This window comes from Komagataeibacter diospyri (assembly GCF_043995075.1).
In the GTDB taxonomy this organism is placed as follows: Bacteria; Pseudomonadota; Alphaproteobacteria; order Acetobacterales; family Acetobacteraceae; genus Komagataeibacter; species Komagataeibacter diospyri.
Window position 1 is genome coordinate 1989073 of sequence record NZ_CP171836.1, and the last position, 21313, is coordinate 2010385.

The following is a 21313-nucleotide window of genomic DNA, read 5'->3' on the forward strand; positions in this document are numbered from 1 at the left end:
AGACGGCCCGGTGCCCAAGTAGCTCAGTTGGTAGAGCATGCGACTGAAAATCGCAGTGTCGGTGGTTCGATCCCGCCCTTGGGCACCATTCAAATTCCAAAAAATATGATAGAATCTGTAAGTCCATGTCATTCCGCACAGCCTGCGGTTCATGGTCCAGTCGGCTGTCTTATCCCACATATTCCTGACATGCCTGGGGACGTCCGATGGCACAGGTGGCATCAGGCCGATGCGGCGGTCACCATCATGTCGCGGATCATATGATCTGCCTGGGTCAGGGCTTCATTACTGTTTAGCCCGTCTGGCGCTGAAAAATGGGAGACGACCGCAGAAGGAATCGGAGTAGCTACCCCTGTGGCCAGTAAGAGACTGTCTGAAACAGACTGCAAATCATCAAGAAGTTTTAGGTGAAGCTTTTTTCAAAGGGCTACAGGGAATACCGCTTTTTTGAAAAAAGCGGCATCCAGAAACTTTTACTGCCCTTCTGTCTGCCTGTCTGCGACACCGCTCAAACGGATTGCGGGCGGTCCGTAGCGTCAAACAGCAGGGGTTTGCCCTGGGCCGTCGGGGCAAGCTGGCCTTCCCACATGACAACATTGCCACGAATGATCGTGCCGATGGGGCGCCCCGTCAGTTCGCAACCAACAAAAGGTGACCAGCCACATTTGGAAGCCAGCCATTCCTGCTGAACCGTCCAGCGCGCGGCAAGATCGACCACCGAGAAGTCGGCATCATACCCCACGGCAATGCGCCCCTTGCGCACCAGCCCGAACAGGCGCTGCGGACCGGCCGATGTCATGTCCACCACCCGACGCAGCGACAGGCGGCCATGCGCCACATGGTCCAGCATCAGCGGCAGCAGGGTCTGCACGCCGGGCATGCCCGAAGGCGTTTCAGGATAACTGCGCTGCTTGGCTTCCAACGTATGGGGCGCATGATCGGACCCGATGATGTCAGGCACCCCCTGCCCCATCCAGTACCACAGGCCATCACGCCATTTGCGGCCACGGATGGGCGGGTTCATCTGCGCCAGCGTGCCCAGTTCGGCATAGGCTTCTTCACCCGCCAGCGTCAGATGCTGGGGGGTTACCTCACAACTGGCGATATCCTTGTGCCCCGACAGGAATTCCAGTTCCGCGGGTGTCGTGACATGCAGCACATGGATCCGCCGGCCCGTGCGCCGCGCCAGACGCACGATACGCCGTGTCGCGCGCAGGGCCGTTTCCTCATCACGCCAGACAGGATGGCTGGATGGATCACCTGCCTTGCGTTCAGACAGGCGTTCATGCAGCCGGGCCTCGTCTTCGGCATGGATGGCGACACGGCGGCGGCCCGAACGCAGCACGCGCTCCAGCACCGCGTCATCGGATACCAGCAGGCTGCCGGTGGAAGACCCCATGAAAATCTTGATCCCCGCCGTACCGGGCAGCATTTCCAGTTCACCACACCGATCGGCATTGTCGGTCGTGGCCCCCACATAAAACGCATGGTCACACCACATGCGCCCACGCGCGCGTTCCAGCTTGTCGACAACGGCTTCGGGCCGGTCGGTGGCGGGCTTGGTATTGGGCATTTCGAATACGGCGGTAATCCCTCCCATCACGGCGGCCATGCTGCCGGTCGCCAGATCTTCCGCCGCAGTCAGGCCCGGTTCACGGAAATGGACCTGCGTGTCGATGACGCCGGGCAGGATGGTCAGGCCGGTACAGTCAATGACGCGACCGGCATCACCCTGCCCCCCGATCCGGGCAATCCGCCCGTCGCGCACGTATACATCGGTCACGACCGTTGCATCAGGCAGGACAACGCTGCCATTTTTCAGACAAAGATCAAAAACGGGTAAGGTCATGGGACTATCCTGTGGCCATTGCCCGCAGGTCGGCAGCGCGGGCGGAAAATATCGCGCCGGGCCACGCCTGTGCCCGCCACGTCCTGACCCGATGTATGGCACGCGCCCGGTAGCATGCAAACCATCCTCACCCGTAATGACCCCCATAATGAAACACCCCGGCCCTTTCGGACCGGGGTGCTGCCATTACATTGACATGCCGGGAGGACGTCAGTCCGCAGACGCGATCTTACGTTCTTCCTGCGCTTTTTGCAGAACGGTCTGCAAGCTGCCTTCCTTGATCCATTCCTCCAGCTTCTGCGGCGTCATGGGACGGGCGAACAGGTATCCCTGAACCACGTCACAGCCAAGCTGACACAGCAGGTCAAGCTGACGCACGGTCTCGACACCTTCGGTCACCACCGTCATGCCAAGGCGCCCGCCAATCCCGATCACCGCCGTGGTCACGGCCTGTGCGTTGGCGTCGTGCTCCAGGTTCATGATGAAGCTGCGGTCGATCTTGATTTCCGTCAGCGGCAGGCGCGTCAGCCTCGAGAGCGACGAATATCCCGTCCCGAAATCATCCATCGACAGGGCGACGCCAAGGTTACGAATGGCCTGCAGGACCATGTTCGTATCCTCGTTTTCCGTCATCATGACGCTTTCGGTAATCTCGACCGTCAGGCGGTGCGGCTCCAGATTGCTGTCACTGAGCAGGCGGGCAATGAAACCGGGCAGATTACGGTTGCGGAAATGCCCCGCCGACAGGTTGACCGCTACCGTCGGCACATAAATGCCATGGGCGTCCCATTCCAGGATCTGCTGCACCGCGCGTTCCAGCGACCATGTGCCAATGGCTTCGATCTGCCCGGTTTCCTCGGCCACGGCAATGAAGCGCGAGGGATAGATGTTGCCCAGTGTCGGGTGGTTCCACCGCGACAGGGCCTCCACACCATACAGCGTATTGTTCCGCACATCGATCTGGGGCTGGTAATGCAGGTTGAGCAGGCCCTGCGCCAGCGATTCACGCAGCGCCGACCCCAGCAGCAGCCGGTCCTGTGCCGCCTTGTTGTCTTCCGAACGCGCAAGGTGGGTCATGCCCAGTCCCGAACGCTTGGCCTGACGCATCGCCTGTTCGGCATAGCTGAGCAGGGATTCGCCGTCCGGCCCGTTTTCGGGGAACAGGCTGATGCCGATACCCAGGGTCGGCACGATCATGTTGCCACCGATTTCAATCGGCTGCTTTACGCATTCATGCAGCCTGTCGGCAAATTTCAGTGCGTCTGCCTGGTTCGTATTCGGCACGATAATCAGGAATTCATTCGAACCGGAACGGCTGAGAATATAATTGCTGCGTGAAATACCCTTCAGCCGTTCGGAAACGGATTTCAGGAACCCATCGCCATTGATATGGCCCAGCGCATCATTGATATCGCGGAAACGGTCGATATCGATCATGTACAGCGCGAAATGATTGTCACCCGGCTGACCGATCAGGGAGCGGATCACCTTATGCACCGCCGTGCGGTTCAGGAAACCGGTCAGCGGGTCATAGTTCGACAGCTGCGAGATATGCTGGCGCGCCTCGTGCTGCTCGATCAGCACGCCACAGAACGGTACGCAGCTGCTGACGATCTGGGCCGGCCATTCGCCCCGGTTGCGTTCGGAACGCGAATACAGCGCGAAAATGCCCGTGATGCGCCCGTTGCGGGTACGGATGGCCGATGCCCAGCAATGGTGCAGCCCAAGCGAGATGCCCACGGAACGGTAGCTGTCCCACACAATGGTGGTGGCCTCACCCAGATCATTGGCCAGGGCTGCGATATCCGCATCCGTCAGGCGCATTTCTTCCAGGGCCGCGGCAAAGCGGCGCGGCATGCCGGGACCGGACAGGATGCGCAGGCGGTTCTGTTCATCAAGCAGGATCAGCACGGCGACGGTATTGGGAACCAGCACCTCCACCTCGCGGCAGACCATGTCGGCCACGTCCTGAATCTGGATCTCGCTGGAAAGGGAGCGGAAAACAGTATTCTGCAGTTCCATCACCCGGCTGCGATGGCCCGCGCCGGTAATGCCACGCACCATCATCAGGCGATAGGTGCGTCCACCCTTCCCCAGCCGTGCCGCCGTCAGGCTGACCTCGGCGGAGATGTAATCCCCGCTGCGGTTTTCAAACGTGACCTCACCCGCGACCGGCTCCAGTGCCGGTGCCTCCACGGCGATCGGCAGGCTGCTGTTCCCGACCGATGCGGCCAGAAGTTCACCCACCGGCCTGCCCGCCAGCGCGCCGGTGTCGTAACCCCACAGCGTTTCAGCCGCAGGGTTGGCATACAGGATCATGTTATGATCATCGATTATGACCATCCCGTCGCGGGCCTGATTCAGCAGTTCAAAGCTGATGTCAGGAATGGTCTCGGTAGCTGGAAGCGGCTTGGGGTTCTCGGTTTTCATGGTAATCCAAAATTATAAATGCCTGTTTCCAGGCAGGCACCAGGACGGGCGGGCGGTCATGGACCGCCCGGGGACCTATTTTGTCTGCTCGCCTTCATGCGGGACATCGCGCGCCATGTCGGACACGCGCTTCATGTCCGGCCCTTTCGCCCATTTCAGCAGGGCATCGGGCGCCATGGGACGGGCAAACAGGTAACCCTGCACCACATCACAGTTCAGCCCCCGCAGCAGCTTGAGCTGCGCCTCCGTCTCGACCCCTTCGGTCACGACGGTCATGTTCAGGCGGTTGCCAATCCCGATCACCGCCGTGGTCACGGCCTGCGCATTGGGATCGTGTTCAAGGTTCATGATGAAACTGCGGTCGATCTTGATTTCCGTCAGCGGCAGGCGCGTCAGCCGTGACAGGGATGAATAACCCGTCCCGAAATCATCCATCGACAACCCGACGCCAAGGTTACGGATGGCGGCCAGCCCCTCCATCGTGTCCTCGTTTTCGTCCATCATGACGCTTTCGGTAATCTCGACACACAGGCGTTCAGGCTGCAGCTTGCGCTCCTTGAGGATACGCTCGATCAGCGCAGGCAGGCCACGGTTGCGGAAGTGTGCTGCCGACAGGTTGACCGAAACCGTAGGGACATGCAGCCCCTGGCGTTCCCAGTCAATGATCTGGCGCGTCGCTTCTTCCAGCGACCACGTGCCGATCGTCTCGATCTGCCCGGTATCTTCCGCCACCGCGATGAAACGTGAAGGGTAGATGTTGCCCAGCGTCGGATGCTGCCAACGCGACAGGGCCTCCACGCCATACAGCCTGCCCGTCTTGATATCGACCTGCGGCTGGTAATTCAGGTTGAGCATGCCCTTGGCCAGCGACTCACGCAGCGCGGACCCCAGCAGCAGCCGGTCCTGTGCCGCGCGGTTATCCGCCGTGCTGGACACACAGTAGCCACCACGCGCCTCCTTCTTGCACCGGCGCATGGCGATTTCGGCATGGCCCAGCAGGGATTCGCCATCCGGCCCGTTTTCAGGGAACACGCTGATGCCGATGCCAAGCGAGACGACAAGCAGGTTGCCCGCAATCTCGATGGGTTCCTGCATGGCCTTGATCAGGCTTTCGGCAAAGGCGGATGCCTTTGCTTCATCACTGTCGGGCATGACGATGACGAATTCATCACCGCCCGAACGGCTGAGGATATAGTTGCTGCGTGACATGCCCTTCAGCCGTTCGGCAATCGCCTTGAGGAAGGCATCGCCATTCTGGTGGCCAAGGGTGTCGTTGATATCGCGGAAACGGTCCACGTCGATCATGAAGACCGCGAACTGATTGTCACCCGGCCGGTCGATCATCGACTTGATGACCTTGTGGATGGCGGTCCGGTTCAGGAAACCCGTCAGGGAATCATGGTTGGCCAGCTGCGAGATATGCTGCTGGGCCTCATAATTCTCGATCACGACGCTACAGAACGGCACGCAACCGGTGACGATCTTCTGCGGCCAGTCGCTCAGCTTGTACTGGTTGCGCGAATACAGCGCGAAAATGCCCGAAATCCGCCCGTTGCGCGACTTGATGGCCGAAGCCCAGCAATTATGCAGCCCCAGCGAGATCCCGAGCGAGCGGTAGCTGTCCCACACGATGCTGTTCGCTTCGGACAGGTCATTGCCCAGTGCGGCAAGATCCCCTTCGGTCAGGGACATGTTTTCAAGGGCTGCGGCATAACGCCGCGGCAGGCCGGGACCGGACAGGATGCTCAGGCGGTTGTTTTCATCCAGCAGGATGATGGCGGACACCGTGTTGGGAACAAAGCTTTCCACTTCACGGCAGACGAGGTCGGCTACGTCCTCCACCTGCATGTCATTGGAAATGGCCTGGAATACCGTATTCTGCAGGTCCAGCAGCTTGCGGCGGTGGCTTTCCTCGGTCACGCCCTTCATGAAGGCCATGTAGTAGCGCTTCTTTTCCGGCCCCAGCAGCGCGGTCGAGATCGACATCTCGCCCGAAATGTAGTCCCCGGCCTTGTTCTCGAACGTGACTTCGCGTGAGGTGCCGACAATACGGTTCACGCCCGTCTTGCGGTTCTTGTAGATATAGCTGTCATGATCGGCGCGATAGACCGAGGGAACGAGGCAGCTGACATTGCGGCCAATCACCTCTTCCTCGGTGAAACCCCACAGTTTTTCCGCTGCCGGGTTGAAAAACACGACCTCGTTGCGCTCATTGATGATCACGACGCCATCCGTTGCCTGCTCCAGCAGCTGGAGGCTGACATCCGCTGTCATGTCCAGCTTGGTGGCAGGCTTGTGGTCGTCAGTCATGGCAGGCGCTTCGTGGGGGTTCATTACTTTCTCACACAGTTTCATAGGAATATTCCAGCCGGCAATCAGGCGGCGGGATAGAATGACGGGGCGCACGCCGCACGCATGGGCGTCGCAGCGAACGCCTGTGGCATGGTGGGGGCTGCAGGCGCTGGCACGGTTGCCGCCATGGGGGCATGCGCGGGACGGCCAAGCAGGTAGCCCTGCCCTTCGTCACACCCTTCGGATGACAGCAGCGCAAGCTGGGCCGGCGTCTCGATCCCCTGCGCCAGAACAGAGACCTGCAGCGCATGACCCGCGATCATGACGGAGCGCACCAGTTCGGCCATGGCCGGGTCCGTGCCCACCTGCTGCATGAGGGTGCGGTCGATCTTGATCTTGTCAAAGGGGAATTCGCGCAGCATCGACAGGACCGATTTCGGGCCACCGAATTCGTCCAGCGCAAGCCTGACCCCAAGCGCATGCACCTTACGGGCCATGGCCAAGGCACGCGGACGGTCACGCTGTATCGTTGCCTCGGTAATTTCGATGACAAGGCGGCCCGCGGGCAGGCCAGTGCGTGCAAGGGTCGCCTGCACCGTATCGGCAAAACGCGGCAGCAGGAACTGCGATGCGGACATGTTGACCGCGACACGGACATCCCCATCCCAGCCCACCGCAGCCTGGCACGCCTGGTCCAGCACCCATTCACCCAGTTCGATAATCAGGCCGTTTTCATAGGCAAGGTCCAGGATTTCCGTGGGGGGAACGCTGCCACGCACCGGATGTTCCCACCGCAGCAGGGCCTCATATCCCGAAACCGCGCCCGTCGCGACGACAGTCTGCACCTGAAAGAACAGCGAAAGCTGGCCATTGGTCATGGCGTCGCGCAGGTCATCACCCATCGCACGGCGTTCACGCACGTTCTGGTCCAGCGAGCTTTCATAATACCAGATCGTATGCTGCAGGTCGGTCTTGGCGCGATACATGGCAAGATCGGCGCGCGAGATCAGGGTTTCACTGTCCGTCGCATCAACCGGATAGACCGCAACCCCGATGCTGCCGCCACTGGTCACCATGTAATCATCAATGGGAATGGGCTGGTTCAGCGCCTGCTGGATGCGGTTTACGAAATCATGCAGTTCCGCCTGATCCGACGTGCGGTGGATGGCTATGAATTCATCCCCCCCCAGACGAGCCACGAATTCTCCTTCCCCCAGTAGCGCGCTGAAACGCCCGGCCAGTGTGGTCAGCACGACATCGCCAGCCGCATGGCCACGGGTATCGTTGATTTCCTTAAATTTATTAAGGTCAATACCAATGACCGCAAACTGTTCGCCATTCTGGTCAGCCGTTGCGACTTCCTGATTGAGGCGTTCATTGAAGCTTATGCGGTTGGGCAGGCCGGTCAGCGCATCGGACATGGCCATGCGGTGCAGTTCGTCATACGATTCCTGCCGCACGCTGCCGTCAATGACAAAGCAGGCGATACCGGCAATGATTGTCAGCATCGAACCGGCAATGACAGCGAAGCCGATGGCCTGAAACTGTTCATTGTCATGCAGCATCTGCATATGCGGGTGCATGGTGACATGCATGGCCGCCATGCCGGTGAAATGCAGCCCGGCCACGGCACCCACCATGGCCAGCGTCATTTCGATCTCGCGCCGCAGGCTGACCGGGCGCAACGCCAGCAGCAGGGCTGCGGCGGACAGCCCGATGCCGATCAGGACCGACACGATCGCCAGCGGCATGTTCCACACGACGGGCGCATCGATATGGTACGCCGCCATGCCGATATAATGCATGCTGGCGATACCAAGGCCGAGGATGATTCCCCCCAGCATGCAGCCCCCGCGCCCGCGCAGCCTGACCGCCACCATGACCGCACAGGGCATGGCCACGAACATGGCCACCAGCGAAAGCACGGTATACTGCGGGTCCAGATTCACGTCGGCGCCGGCATGATAGGCCAGCATGGCCGCAAAATGAGTACACCAGACAAAGCTGGCACCCGCCATGGCGGTCAGAAAATACCAGCCGACACGCTGCCTGCCACTGGTTTCAGATACGCGGGCGACCAGTCGCATGGTAATCCATGCACCCAGCACACAAACGATCAGCGCACCAGACAGCAGAAAGGGGTTATAAACCCTCAGTTCATAGATATGATTGCTCATTGATTCCATTTTTCAACGATCAATACCATCCAGTTATCAGCAGATTTCTGGGTAAAATCTGCCACCACACACGTAATGCGGAAAACCGACCGGTATCAAACGCCTACAATAGGGGCATTTAACAAAGTATCAGATATTTATTTTTATATTTATTATGATTAATCGGATATTAGTAAAGGTTTCCAGAATATGCAACAACAAATATCCCGTTCAAAATCCTATATCCAATCTCCCGCATCCCTACATCATGCTGATAGGAACACTGCTCCAATATTAATAAGGAAATACCAGACCAACATACAATAATAGGTTTATTTTCCTAAATTATACCTATTTTCGTATTGTTTCTGTTTGTTTCTGGCTGGATTGCAAACGGTAGCAGTCCACCAAGCCCCGCATGCCGCCATTAGGGCAGCATGCGTTGGAAAACCTGATCCCGGATCCCCAGCAGGTGATAAAATCCTGCGCCGGCGTGAAAGCATGCCAGACAGAACAGTAACCATGCATTCCAATGATGTAACGACGAAAAAAAGAAATGCGCCCCGCCCATCAATGCCGGAAAAGGGGAATTGATCGGCACGCCAAATGCAATCACGGGACGCCCAGTTGTCCAGCGCGCCATGTAACCGAACACGATTTCCCCGCCCAGCAGCAGATAAAGCAGGCGGTGTATGCGGCGCGCGACACGATCCTGAAATGTTACAACGGGAAAACGAATTGCTTTCCCCCCCGTCATTGCCCATGCCATGCGGGTAACGAACACCGCCGCCAGCAGCACGCCCAGCGACGTATGGGTAACCGCCAGAAACGACCGCATGGGGGCCGTGCGGTCCATAAGGTGCCACGCCACCTGCCCCACCACGAACTGTTCCACCACCAGGACGGCGGTGATCCAGTGCAGCCAGCGGGTTTCCCAACTGTACCGCTGGGGCATACGCGACGTGACGGATGAATATGCTGCCATACCGATCACCTGCTGGCCTGGTAGCTGCGTGAAGACACTGGGAACGTGACGGTCGTATCAGTCAACGCCGAGCAGAATCGAACTGTCTTCCCCACCAATATGCATGTTGGAATAACTGCCGTCACTCATGCCGGGGGCTTCGCTGCCCGATGCGGTGCCGGGCATCATCATGGCGCCTGTCATCTGGTCGGATTCCTCGCCATCATTACGGAACTGTGGCACGCCACCGCCCGAACCGGTTTCCGGCGCGCTATAGTTACCCCTTACCCCGGCGGATGCATCGTTCGCTTCTGATTCACCCGGTGTATAGCTGCCCATGTCACTGCTGTTTCCGCTGGAATGGCTGCGTGCATGTGCTACGCCACCATGACTGACCGCCACCATCACCGTCAGGGCGGCCAGACCCTTCGTAATATAACCTGACATCCGGCTTTTCCTCCCGTTATGCGCCATGCAATTGGTCCACATGGCGTTCATGCTGTTTACATGGGGCATGCACCCCGCCGCGCCAATAGTATTGCGCATACGGCCGGACCGGGACATTTCTGCCACGCATATGACGCGCGTGTGCCATGCATCCTAAAACACGTGAACGGGCGTATGGTTGTCATGAAACGTAACGCTGTACACGGTCCACCCGCAGCGTTACCGACACATTGCCTGCTGGAGAATGAGAGATGACCATCCTCGCCACCCTTCCCCTGACCCAGATGACGGTTGTGCCCGACCTGCTGGCAGCACCGGTGGGCACCGTGATGCTTGCATCGGAAGTCTCACGCGATGACCAGAAAATCGTCATTCGCAGCCGCCTTGTCACGAACGGCAGGACAACGCCCGGCCTGATCATGATGACGGCGGCGGCCAAGGGCTATTTCGTGCCCGATGAAGCCTGCACCGCCTTCGTACGCACGGCGCTGGATGTCACGGAAGTCATGCCGCTGCTGCTGACAAAGATCATTCCCGGCTTCCGCTACAAATACGATGCGGTCGTGCGCGGGGATGTATGGCAGCTGAAGGATGAAGCGGGCACGCAGTTCGCGGGGCTTGCGATCGGTTCCTCCGATGAGGAGGAAAGCAAGGTCTATGCCTATGCCCGGATCGAGGGTGGCCGGATCGGCGACATCGTGGCCGCAAGCCGCGTGGCCTATCTGGGCCAGCTTGATTTCGGCGCAGGCACAGCTACCCCTACCCTGGGCTGAGGATATGGCCCCACCCGCCGCATTTGCGGGTGGGGACTGGACGGTTACGCCGCGCCGGCCTGGCTTTCCAGACTGGCGGAATTGGGCGTGCGCGGCAGGAAGAAGCGGATGAGACGCGCAAGATTGGGCGCAAGCTTCGGCCGCAGCAGGCGCGGGTCGTAGCCGGAAAAACGGCGTTCGTTCTCGATCAGGCAGATGTCGATCATGTCGCGCAGCGGCACGTCGACATTGGCGACTTCCTTCGTGCCATTCACGGTGAAGTTGTTGTCCTGTTCGTGCTTGTTGCCTTCGGCATCGAACGTCGTGACCATGCCCAGACGTTCATACAGCAGGAAGAACCATACGCCGATCACGCGCGCCTCGAACCAGGGGCGCTTCCACATCGGCATGGTGGCGCGATGCCACGCCAGCCAGTTGGCGAACAGCAGGATATGGCGGCATTCTTCCTGCATCACCGGCTCGAACGTATCGATCAGCGCGGGGGGGAAGAAGGCGGATTTCTGCGCGATGGCGAACAGGCCGAACGCGAAGAAGCTGTCCACGCATTCCGAAAAACCCGTGACCAGATAGGCCCATTCCACATCGCGCGGTTCGATGTAGGGGGGTTCGGACGCCAGCGGGATATCGTAGGCCGCCACCATCTTGGACAGGACTTCCTTATGGCGGTTTTCCTCCCACGCGTTGCGTGACAGGGCATCCTTCATGTCCGGGTCGTCAATCAGGCGGGCATAGGCCGCCATGCGCAGGCGGGCCTTGCCTTCGGTCTGCACGGCAATGTCCCAGATCGGCAGCGAGGTCACGCGTTCCAGCGTTTCCTTGTCCAGCTTGGGCCATTCGATGACCGAGGGTTTGTAGGGATTGAAGGTGTCGCGGAACATGTCCGCCACCGCCTTCTTGTGCTCCGCCGATCCGGGCGTAAGCGGGCCCGGCACCGGGCTGGACCAGTGACGGGCGTTGAAATCGGCCTTTGCCACGGCATCAGGGGTCGCGGCCCCCGGGTCGCGGGCTTCGGGCAGAGTAGTGTAGATGTCAGAAAGTGATTTCGTCATGTCGGCTCGCTGCTCGGAACGGTGTCGCGTGGATACGCCGGCCGATGTGGCATTTATCCCAACAGCTGACACCCTGATTTCTGGTGTCCATATCACACCAAACCAGGAAGTGCAGAACTGTTATCTGAAATTTGCGGGGAATGCCGAAACACCCCCCGCACAACGCACCATCAGCATTATGGACCCGACAGGCGGTCCGCCTTGCCTTAAATCAATGCAGGTCAGAGATTTTGTCGATCACGCGCGTCACCAGCCCGTATTCGATCGCCTCATGCGCGGACATCCAGTAATTGCGGTCCGTATCCTTGCACACCTTTTCATAAGGCTGTCCGGTTTCACGCGCGAACAGGCGGTTCAGGCGCTCACGCATCTTGATGATCTCGCGCGCTTCGATATCGATATCGGTCGCGGGGCCACGCACGCCGCCCATGGGCTGGTGCAGCAGGAAACGCGTATTGGGCAGGCAGTAGCGCCGTTCCTTATTGCCCGCGGCAAAGATCAGCGCGCCAGCGGATGCGACCCAGCCGGTACCGATCATGTTGACGGGCGCCACCGAATCGACAAAGCGGATCATGTCATGGATGGTGTCGCCACTTTCCACATGACCGCCGGGGGAGTTCACGTACACATCGATCGGCTTGTCCGACGCACCGGCCAGCGCCAGCAGGCGACCGGTCACGTCACGGGCGATCTTGTCATTGATCGGACCGAACACCAGCACCTTGCGCTGATCGAACAGACGACTTTCCAGTTCCCCGATGGGGGAGGACAACGTACGGTTCTTGTCGGGTTCCTCGGTTTCCGGGCCCTGGGGTTCGGGGATATCGGGATCCCTGGGATCCCTGGGATCTTCATCATCCATGCGGATGCGGTGTTTCGGCTGCATGCCGTTCATCGGGTTCTCCCTATGCTCCGGGACTGTCCTGGTCATGTCCTTATCCTGCGCCGCCTTGCGTCCGGTGCCAAGTCCCGACCTGACAATCAGCCACGATGACCGCTGCCGGCTACGGACCCGGTGCGCGATCCCCCTCGCTAAGATCGGCATTGCAGGCTAGTTTGCCCCGGTCGTGTTGTGTGCAGGCCAAAAAAAGGCCATGGGAGCTAAGATTGGGAAAGCGGGCACTATCGCCAAGTCCCGGAAGATTTTTTTTTCCGCCGTCCAGACAGACCGCCGTCGCGCGGGCTGCCCTGCTGGCGTTGCTTGCCACCGGTGTGGCGGGCTGCGCGCACCATCAGGACACGGTCGATTCCGTGTCCGACTGGTACCATAACTACCAGGGCGGCGTGATCGGCCAGCAGCGTCCCCCGCCACCCGGTACGCACCAGCCCTATCCCAAGGTCGGGCTAGGGCCGGACAGGACGCCCGAACTCCCCTCACCCGACCTGCGTCAGGACATCACCGCCGACCTTGAGGCCCAGCGCGAACTCAACCAGCGCCAGGACGCGATCATGGGCACCATGCCCACGGCTGCCGACATTCCCCCCATCCCGTCGCACCCGGCCAGCAATGGTGGGGGACAATCCGCCTCCCTCGCGGCGGCGGATGACGGCACGCAGGCAGGAAGGCAGGCAGCAGCGGGCACCAGGCCAAAATCCGAACGTGGCATGTCCCATCAGGCCGAACCCGTGCGTGACAGCAATGGACAGCTGGTCATGCCGGAGGTGACGGAAACGGTATCCGACACGCCCGAGGCGATTCCCGCCAACCTGCCATCGATCGCCGATGCACCGCCCGAACTGCCCTCCGTGGGTGGGATCAGCCTGCCCGACAATGCCGCGCGAGACGGCATGGACCTGCCCACCTATCATCTGGCAACGCCGGAAGACGGGGACCCGGTACGCTTCCTGCCCGGGTCGGACCAGATCGAGGATGGCGAGGAAGACGTGGTCGGCAACGTCGTGAAACAGCGGGGCAACCGCTTTGTGATCGTGAATGGTTATGGCAATGCCGCCACCGCCACGGCGGAAGGGCAGACCGCGGCCCTCAATCTTGCCCTGCTGCGCACCCGCACCCTGACCAACATGCTGCGGGCGCGTGGCGTGCCAGCCAACCGAATCGTGGTACACGCCCATGCCTTTGGCAATGGTGCAAGAATTGCCATCGTGCGCTAGAGTGTGGTGCATGCCCCCCGCCGGGCGGGCATGTCATTTTTCCAACCCGGCGCACATCCTGCCGTGCGCCCGCAACAGAGCGTCCCATGACCGAAGAATTCCATCGTATCCGCCGCCTGCCGCCCTATGTCTTCGCTGAAGTCAACAAGGCCAAGGCCCAGGCCCGAGCGCGGGGGGAGGATATCATTGATCTGGGCATGGGCAATCCCGACACCCCCACCCCGCCCCATATCGTGCAGAAGCTGGTGGAAACGGTGGCGGACCCGCGCGCGCACCGTTATTCCGTCAGCCGTGGCATTCCGGGACTGCGCCGGGCGCTGGCGGGGTATTACGAACGACGTTTCAACGTAAAGCTGGACCCCGAGACGGAAGTGATTGCGACCCTTGGGTCCAAGGAAGGGCTGGCGAATCTCGCCTCCGCCATCACCAGCCCGGGCGATACGATCCTGGTACCCAATCCGTCCTATCCCATCCATCAGTTCGGCTTCATCATCGCAGGCGCGTCCGTGCGCTCCATTCCCGCGACACCGGATGATGAAATGCTGGAAGCACTGGACCGCGCGGTGCGCCATTCCGTGCCGAAGCCCACTGCGCTGATCGTCAATTTTCCGTCAAATCCCACCGCATATCTCGCGGACCTTGATTTCTACCGCAAGCTGGTGGCCTTTGCGCGCAAGCATGAAATCTGGATCCTGTCGGACCTTGCGTATGCGGAAATCTATTTTGGCGACAATGTGCCCCCTTCCATCCTTGAGGTTCCCGGGGCGAAGGACATCGCCGTTGAATTCACGTCCCTGTCCAAGACCTATTCCATGGCGGGCTGGCGCATGGGCTTTGCCGCGGGCAACCCGAAGCTGATCGCGGCCCTTACCCGTATCAAGTCCTATCTGGACTATGGCGCGTTCACCCCCATTCAGGTCGCGGCGGTCGCGGCACTCAGCGGCCCGCAGGACTGTGTGGCTGAAATCCGCGACATCTATCGCAAACGCCGTGACGTGCTGATCCAGGGACTGCAGGCGGCAGGATGGGAGGTTCCTTCCCCCGAAGGGTCGATGTTCGCATGGGCCCCCATCCCCGGACGCTTCCGCGAACTGGGCAGCGTGGGTTTTTCCAAGCTGCTGCTGAAGGAAGCGGGCGTCGCGGTGGCCCCCGGCCTTGGCTTCGGGGAACATGGCGAGGGTTTCGTGCGCATCGGACTGGTGGAAAATACCCAGCGCCTGCGTCAGGCCTGCCGTTCCATCCGCCATTTCATGACGGAACATGGCGGCATCGCCCCCACCACGCAGCAGGCTGCCCCGCTGCCTGACTCGCAGCCTGCCCATTCATGACTGCCCACTCGGTTGACGGAAAACAGATGACTTCTTCCCCTTGCAAACCCGCCCCCAAACCGCCGCTGCGCATCGGTATTGCGGGACTGGGCACGGTTGGTGCCGGCGTTGTAAAACTGCTGCGTGAAAACGCGTCCCTGATCCGTGCCCGCGCGGGCCGCGAACTGGTGGTGACCGCCGTCAGCGCGCGCGACCGCACGCGTGACCGTGGCATAGACCTGGGCAATGTCGCCTGGTGTGACACGCCCGAGGAACTGGCCACCCACCCCGACGTGGATGTAGTGGCAGAACTGATTGGCGGGGCTGAAGGCGCTGCGCGCCTGACGGTGACCCGCGCACTGGAAAACCGGCGCCCGGTAGTGACCGCCAACAAGGCGCTGATCGCCATTCACGGTGCCGAACTGGCCTGCACGGCGCAGGCAGCTGGCGTGCCATTGATGTTCGAGGCGGCTGTGGCCGGTGGCATTCCCGCCATCAAGACCGTGCGCGAGGGACTGGCAGCGGACCGGATCCTGAAGATCGGCGGCATCCTGAACGGCACGTGCAACTACATCCTGACCGTCATGCATGAAACCGGGCGGGACTTTGCCGAAATCCTGTCCGATGCGCAGAAGCTTGGCTATGCCGAGGCCGATCCATCGACCGATGTGGATGGCATCGATACCGCGCACAAGCTGGCAATCCTTGCCGGCCTGGCGTTCGGTCGGCCCGTGGTGTTTGCCTCCGTCTATATCGAAGGCATCCGCCGCATCGGCGCGCTGGACCTGCAGTTCGCGCGCAGGATGGGTTACCGCATCAAGCTGCTGGGTATCGCGCGCCAGCATGAAAACGGCATCGAGGCCCGGGTGCATCCCTGCCTTGTGCCGCAGGATGCGCCAATCGCGGAAGTCAATGGCGTCTTCAACGCCGTGGTGGCGGAAGGGGCCTTTGCCGGCCGCCTGATGCTGGAAGGCCGCGGTGCGGGCGAAGGGCCGACCGCCACCGCCGTATGCGCCGACCTGATCGACATAGCCCGTGGCTCCGCCATGCCGGTCTGGGGTTGTGCCGCTGACAGCCTGATGCAGGCCGTAGCCCTGCCCAGCAAGTCGTTTACGGGTGAGTACTACCTGCGCCTGAATGTGGAAGACCGCCCCGGCGTGATTGCCGACATAACGGCAGTACTGCGGGACAACGGGGTATCGCTGCGCAGCATGCTCCAGCATGCCGATGCGCATGACGTCCGCGCCGATGGTACCCATGCCGTGCCGCTGGTGCTGCTGACGCACAAAACCAGCGAGGCGGCGATGCAGCACGCGCTGCACCATATTGCGGAACTGTCCGCCGTACTGGATGAGCCTGCGCTGATCCGTATCGAAGCGGCCTGACCGTCGGGCGGGGAATGGTTCCGGTCGGACCATTCCCCCTGCCTTCCCGTGCGCCGCATACCAACAAGGATCCGTTTTCATGTCCGCTGCCGACCTGCTTGCCCCCTTTCCCGCGTCCCCCGCGCCACAGGAGGAACAGGAGCCAGCCGTGCTGGGGGTTACCCGCAGTGTTACGGGCCGCCGGTGGAACTGGCGCGAAGGCGGACAGGCCAGCCATACCGACCGCATGGGCATGGCCATTGCACAGCAGACCGGGCTACCGGAAATCGTGGGCCGCATGCTGGCCCTGCGCCGTATCGCACCCGAACAGGTTGCAACCTACCTGACACCCACCCTGCGCGCGCTGATGCCCGACCCGTCCACCTTTACGGATATGGATACGGCGGCTGCCCGTCTGGCCACTGCCATCCGCAATGGAGAAACGGTGGGCCTGTTCGGGGATTATGACGTGGATGGCGCGTGTTCCACGGCACTCCTGACCGATTTCCTGCGCCGTCAGGGCTGCACGGTGCTGACCCATATTCCTGACCGCATGCGGGAAGGTTACGGCCCGAACGCGCCCGCAATCGCGGCCATGCAGGACCAGGAGGCGACCCTGATCGTCTGCCTGGACTGCGGCACGGCGGCGGTGGAGGTGCTGGAACACGCAAGCGGGCGCGGTGACGTCATTGTCCTTGACCACCATCAGGTGCAGGGCGCACTGCCGCGCGTGCTGGCCACGGTCAACCCGAACCGGCCCGACTGCCCTTCGGGACTACACGGCATCTGTGCCGCCGCGGTCACATTCATGACCGTGGTGGCCACAGTGCGCATCCTGCGTCACGACGGGTGGTTCGACACCCATCCCGACCCGCAGCTTATGGACAGCCTCGACCTCGTCGCGCTGGCGACCGTATGCGACGTCATGCCGTTAAGCGGCCTGAACCGCGCCTTTGTCACCCAGGGGCTGAAAGTCATGGCACGACGGCAGCGCACGGGATTGTCCGCACTGCTGGATGCGGCGGGGGCACGTGACCCGCTATCAGCATTTACATGTGGATTCGCGCTGGGGCCGCGCATCAATGCCGGCGGGCGTATCGCGGATTCCGGTCTGGGGCTGCGCCTGCTGCTGTGCGCGGACGCAGCGGAAGCGCAGGCACTGGCCGAGAAGCTGAATTCCGTCAACCATAACCGGCAGGGCGTCGAATCCGGCATCCTTGACCGCGCCATGGAACTGGCGGCCGAACAACGCGCGCAGGGTCATGCCGTACTGGTGCTGAGCGGCCGGGACTGGCACCCCGGCGTGGTCGGAATCGTGGCCGGACGTATCAAGGAAAAATTCAACCGCCCCGTTCTGGTGGGTGCGGAAATGGAAGATGGCAGCATAAAAGGCTCCGCCCGGTCCGTTCCGGGGCTGGACCTTGGTGGCGCCATTATCGCGGCACGACAGGCGGGACTGCTGTCATCGGGGGGGGGACATGCCATGGCGGCGGGCTTCGGCCTGCCAGCGGATGGCATTCCCGCCCTGCAGGAATTCCTTGACCGCCACCTGGCTACCGCCGCCAGCCTGCCCGATGCCGTGGACCTGACCATCGACGCCGTGGTGAATGTCGCTGCCGCCGATGTGGCCCTGGCGACCGACATGGACCGTCTGGCCCCCTTTGGCGCGGGCAATGATGAACCCCTGATCGCCCTGCCCCGCGTGCGCGTGGCCTATGCCGAACGGATCGGGCGGGAAGGCAATACCCTGCGCCTGACGCTGCAGGGCGAAGGCCGTGGTCCCCGACTGAAGGCGCTGGTGTTCCGCGCCAATGAAAGTCCCCTGGCCCCCGTGCTGGAAGATCGCGACAGCCCGCCGCTGCATCTGGCGGGATGGCTGCGCGCGGAAAGCTGGAACGGCCGGACATCCGCCACTTTTTTTATCCGCGACGCGGCAATCGCCCAATAATTTCAATATTTTTGAATCAGGGGGTTGACCCCACCCCCGTGTCGGGATACTTACCGCTCACGCCTTTAGTCCCGTTCGTCTAGAGGCCTAGGACACCGCCCTTTCACGGCGGCAACACGGGTTCGAATCCCGTACGGGACGCCAGCTACTTTGTCGCAATTTTTTGCGGATGTAAGCTGATTACAGGCACTTTCCAGATTGCCGCTTTATTTTAATTTGTATCCTGCGGGCTTCGTTGCCCGGGTTACAGCGGATAGGCTGGCGCGCCTATGGCCATAAAGGCAGTTTGAAAACAAAACTTATTGTAAAAAATTTTGACGCCGCCCCTGCCAAAACAAGACTGCATTCCCTGAAGCTTCTGACAAAGCTTCACCAAACAACTTCCTTTAATTACAGGAAGTTTCCCGGCTTGACTTTCCAACCAGCCTCTCAGCGACCGTTTTTTTACTGGTCTGTTCTATCCAATAACATTTTCTGCCCATCCGGTCGGACTGTCTGTTCAATAGTACAGGTTTCGTCTTTGAGATTGACGCCACTGTAATTGCGCATTCGCGCCATCTTCAGCAACCATACCAGACTGCTTGCTGCCGTCATGGCGGATAACCCGCCATGACCATGGATATTGGAAATGCAGTTCCGTCCTGAATCCCGCATCCCGACCTTCGGGTTCCATGTCATGTACAGACTCATGCTTTCGGCACAGCGCAGGCCGGGACGCTCCCCGATCATCATCACCACGCACCGCGCACCCAGGCAGGTCGCGATTTCATCGCCCAACGCCACCCGCGCCCTTTGCGCCACAACCAGCGGGGCGATACACCAGTCCGCCAGCAAGGGTATTATCGCTGCCAGTACTGCAGGCCCCTGCTGCTGCGCCGCGAGAGCCGACAGTCCATCGGCAATGACAAACACGATATCATACCGCCCATGTGGCAGGCTTTCCCGACTTGTGTCGGACAACTGTCGCCCAAGGTCGGGACGCCTGACGTATTCATCACGGTCCCCAGCCCTGCTTTCAACCTCGATATGAGGCAGCGACAGGTTCAGTTGGTTGATATCCAGCGCGATGGAGACAGCATGACGCGCACGGACATGGGCGTACTGGAATTCCCGTACCGCCGCGCCGGAAATCGTGTTGCCCGCACGGGCAAGGCCGATGCGCGCCGAAGTCCGTGCCTGCAATGCCTGCCAGGAAATGGGACGATCATCAGTCATTACAGGGTATCATCCCGGAAAAAATGCTGGGGGAATTGACGCGTATCCGACCCTTTGCATCAACCATTTCACGCGCAACCAGCCACTCTTCAAACTCCGGCGCCGCCCGCACGCCAAACAGCGAACGCAGGGTCTGGATATCGTGGTAGGACAGGCTCTGGTAATTCAGCATGATGTCATCACTGCCGGGTACGGCGATAAGGAAATTGATGCCTGCGGTGCATAACAGCATCATCAGGTTGTCCATGTCGTCCTGATCCACTTCCGCATGATTGGTGTAACAGACGTCACACCCCATCGGCAGCCCCATGAGCTTCCCGCAGAAATGGTCTTCCAGCCCCGCCCGGATGATCTGTTTGCCATCGTACAGATATTCCGGGCCGATGAAGCCGACCACCGTATTGACCAGCAGTGGCGAGAAAGCCCGCGCCACGGCATAGGCCCGTACCTCCGCCGTCTGCTGGTCCATGCCATGATGGGCGTCGGCCGACAGGGCCGACCCCTGTCCCGTTTCGAAATACATGGTATTCGTGCCCAGCGTTCCCCGCCCCAGCGACTGGCTGGCCATATACGCTTCCGACAGCACTGACAGGGAAATGCCAAAGCCGGCATTCGCCTCCTGTGTGCCCGATATGGACTGGAATACGAGGTCCACCGGCGCATTCCGCTCCATAAGCTGAAGTGTATTGGTCACATGCGTCAGCAGGCAGGTCTGTATGGGAATGTCATACCGCACCCGCACATCTTCAAGCATATGCAGGATGTCACTGGCATTGGCCATGTTGTCTGATGCGGGGTTTATGCCGACCACGGCATCACCCACCCCCAGCAGCAGGCCATCCAGCATGGATGCGGCAATGCCCGGCAGGCTGTCCACCGGGTGATTGGGCTGCAGCCGCGATCCCATGCATCCCGGCAGGCCCTGCGTGTTGCGAAAGGCCGTACGGACCGTAATCTTGCGCGCAACCGTCACCAGATCCTGATTGCGCATGAGCTTGCTGACCGCCGCAACCATTTCCGCCGTCAGTCCCGGCGCAAGCGCCGCAAGGGTCGCGCCGTCAGTTTCATGATCCAGCAGCCAGTCGCGCAGGTCCCCCACCGTCATATGCGCGACGGGGGCAAAGGCCGCGGCATCATGACTGTCAATAATCAGCCGCGTGACTTCATCCGTCTCGTACGGGACAGGAACCTCGTTCAGAAAGGTCCGGAGCGGAATGTTCGCCAGCGCTTCACGCGCACCGATGCGCTGCAGGGGATCAGGTGCCGCAACCCCTGCCAGTTCATCACCGCTGCGATAGGGTGAAGCATAGGCAAGTACCTGTTTCAGGGAGGAAAAGCAGAATTTCTCCCCCCCCAGAAAAGCATGATATGACACAGTACAATAGCCTTCCCAACGGGAGGTAGTTC

At 60.8% G+C, this 21313-nt stretch carries 15 protein-coding genes and 2 tRNA genes; 7 read left to right on the forward strand and 10 right to left on the reverse strand.

All coding sequences use genetic code 11. The annotated features are described in order from the left end of the window. The first annotated feature begins 12 nt into the window (after positions 1-12). Positions 13-88 (forward strand) — tRNA-Phe (locus ACE2AA_RS09365). A gap of 420 nt (positions 89-508) precedes the next feature. Here the strand turns inward: ACE2AA_RS09365 and ACE2AA_RS09370 are convergent. From ACE2AA_RS09370 to ACE2AA_RS09395, 6 genes are all read right to left on the reverse strand, one after another. After that, positions 509-1849 (reverse strand): dihydroorotase, encoded by a 1341-nt coding sequence (locus tag ACE2AA_RS09370; RefSeq protein ID WP_395369555.1) that lies wholly within the window; start codon positions 1847-1849, stop codon positions 509-511. A 210-nt stretch (positions 1850-2059) separates the two neighbouring features. Further along, positions 2060-4279, reverse strand: a complete 2220-nt coding sequence (locus tag ACE2AA_RS09375; RefSeq protein WP_141261018.1) for an EAL domain-containing protein — start codon at positions 4277-4279, stop codon at positions 2060-2062. Between the two features lie 75 nt (positions 4280-4354). After that, a complete protein-coding gene (locus ACE2AA_RS09380; RefSeq protein WP_141261020.1) occupies positions 4355-6589 on the reverse strand; it encodes an EAL domain-containing protein in 2235 nt (744 codons plus the stop codon). Between the two features lie 65 nt (positions 6590-6654). After that, entirely contained in the window at positions 6655-8748 is a 2094-nt protein-coding gene (locus ACE2AA_RS09385) for a bifunctional diguanylate cyclase/phosphodiesterase (RefSeq protein ID WP_227000982.1), read from the reverse strand. Between the two features lie 406 nt (positions 8749-9154). Continuing rightward, the gene (locus ACE2AA_RS09390; protein ID WP_395369556.1) at positions 9155-9712 is read right to left on the reverse strand and encodes a cytochrome b; all 558 of its coding nucleotides are present in this window, start codon (positions 9710-9712) and stop codon (positions 9155-9157) included. Between the two features lie 57 nt (positions 9713-9769). Further along, positions 9770-10138 (reverse strand): hypothetical protein, encoded by a 369-nt coding sequence (locus ACE2AA_RS09395; protein WP_395369557.1) that lies wholly within the window; start codon positions 10136-10138, stop codon positions 9770-9772. A 251-nt stretch (positions 10139-10389) separates the two neighbouring features. On the opposite strand from ACE2AA_RS09395, the gene ACE2AA_RS09400 reads away from it, so the two are divergent. After that, entirely contained in the window at positions 10390-10911 is a 522-nt protein-coding gene (locus ACE2AA_RS09400) for a hypothetical protein (protein ID WP_141261027.1), read from the forward strand. A gap of 44 nt (positions 10912-10955) precedes the next feature. Here ACE2AA_RS09400 and ACE2AA_RS09405 read toward each other — a convergent pair whose 3' ends face one another. Together ACE2AA_RS09405 and ACE2AA_RS09410 are read right to left on the reverse strand one after the other, a co-directional pair. Further along, complete coding sequence (locus tag ACE2AA_RS09405) at positions 10956-11960, reverse strand: ferritin-like domain-containing protein (protein ID WP_141301198.1); 1005 nt, start codon at positions 11958-11960, stop codon at positions 10956-10958. Positions 11961-12171: 211 nt separating this feature from the next. Beyond that, positions 12172-12855, reverse strand: coding sequence for an ATP-dependent Clp protease proteolytic subunit (locus tag ACE2AA_RS09410; RefSeq protein WP_395372180.1), 684 nt, complete (start codon positions 12853-12855; stop codon positions 12172-12174). Positions 12856-13157: 302 nt separating this feature from the next. On the opposite strand from ACE2AA_RS09410, the gene ACE2AA_RS09415 reads away from it, so the two are divergent. From ACE2AA_RS09415 to ACE2AA_RS09435, 5 genes are all read left to right on the forward strand, one after another. Next, entirely contained in the window at positions 13158-14072 is a 915-nt protein-coding gene (locus tag ACE2AA_RS09415; RefSeq protein WP_227000984.1) for a hypothetical protein, read from the forward strand. Between the two features lie 86 nt (positions 14073-14158). Continuing rightward, complete coding sequence (locus ACE2AA_RS09420) at positions 14159-15400, forward strand: LL-diaminopimelate aminotransferase (RefSeq protein ID WP_141261033.1); 1242 nt, start codon at positions 14159-14161, stop codon at positions 15398-15400. Positions 15401-15426: 26 nt separating this feature from the next. Next, positions 15427-16764 (forward strand): homoserine dehydrogenase, encoded by a 1338-nt coding sequence (locus tag ACE2AA_RS09425; RefSeq protein ID WP_141261035.1) that lies wholly within the window; start codon positions 15427-15429, stop codon positions 16762-16764. 79 nt (positions 16765-16843) lie between these two features. After that, positions 16844-18691 (forward strand): single-stranded-DNA-specific exonuclease RecJ, encoded by a 1848-nt coding sequence (recJ, locus tag ACE2AA_RS09430; protein WP_395369559.1) that lies wholly within the window; start codon positions 16844-16846, stop codon positions 18689-18691. Between the two features lie 68 nt (positions 18692-18759). Next, positions 18760-18835, forward strand: a tRNA-Glu gene (locus ACE2AA_RS09435). 300 nt (positions 18836-19135) lie between these two features. Here ACE2AA_RS09435 and eutC read toward each other — a convergent pair. Both eutC and ACE2AA_RS09445 read right to left on the reverse strand, forming a co-directional pair. Further along, positions 19136-19906: an ethanolamine ammonia-lyase subunit EutC gene (gene eutC, locus ACE2AA_RS09440; RefSeq protein ID WP_395369560.1), complete on the reverse strand. Its 771-nt coding sequence runs from the start codon at positions 19904-19906 to the stop codon at positions 19136-19138. After that, complete coding sequence (locus ACE2AA_RS09445) at positions 19899-21281, reverse strand: ethanolamine ammonia-lyase subunit EutB (RefSeq protein ID WP_395369562.1); 1383 nt, start codon at positions 21279-21281, stop codon at positions 19899-19901. The genes eutC and ACE2AA_RS09445 overlap by 8 nt, the downstream gene beginning before the upstream one ends. Between the last annotated feature and the right edge of the window lie 32 nt (positions 21282-21313).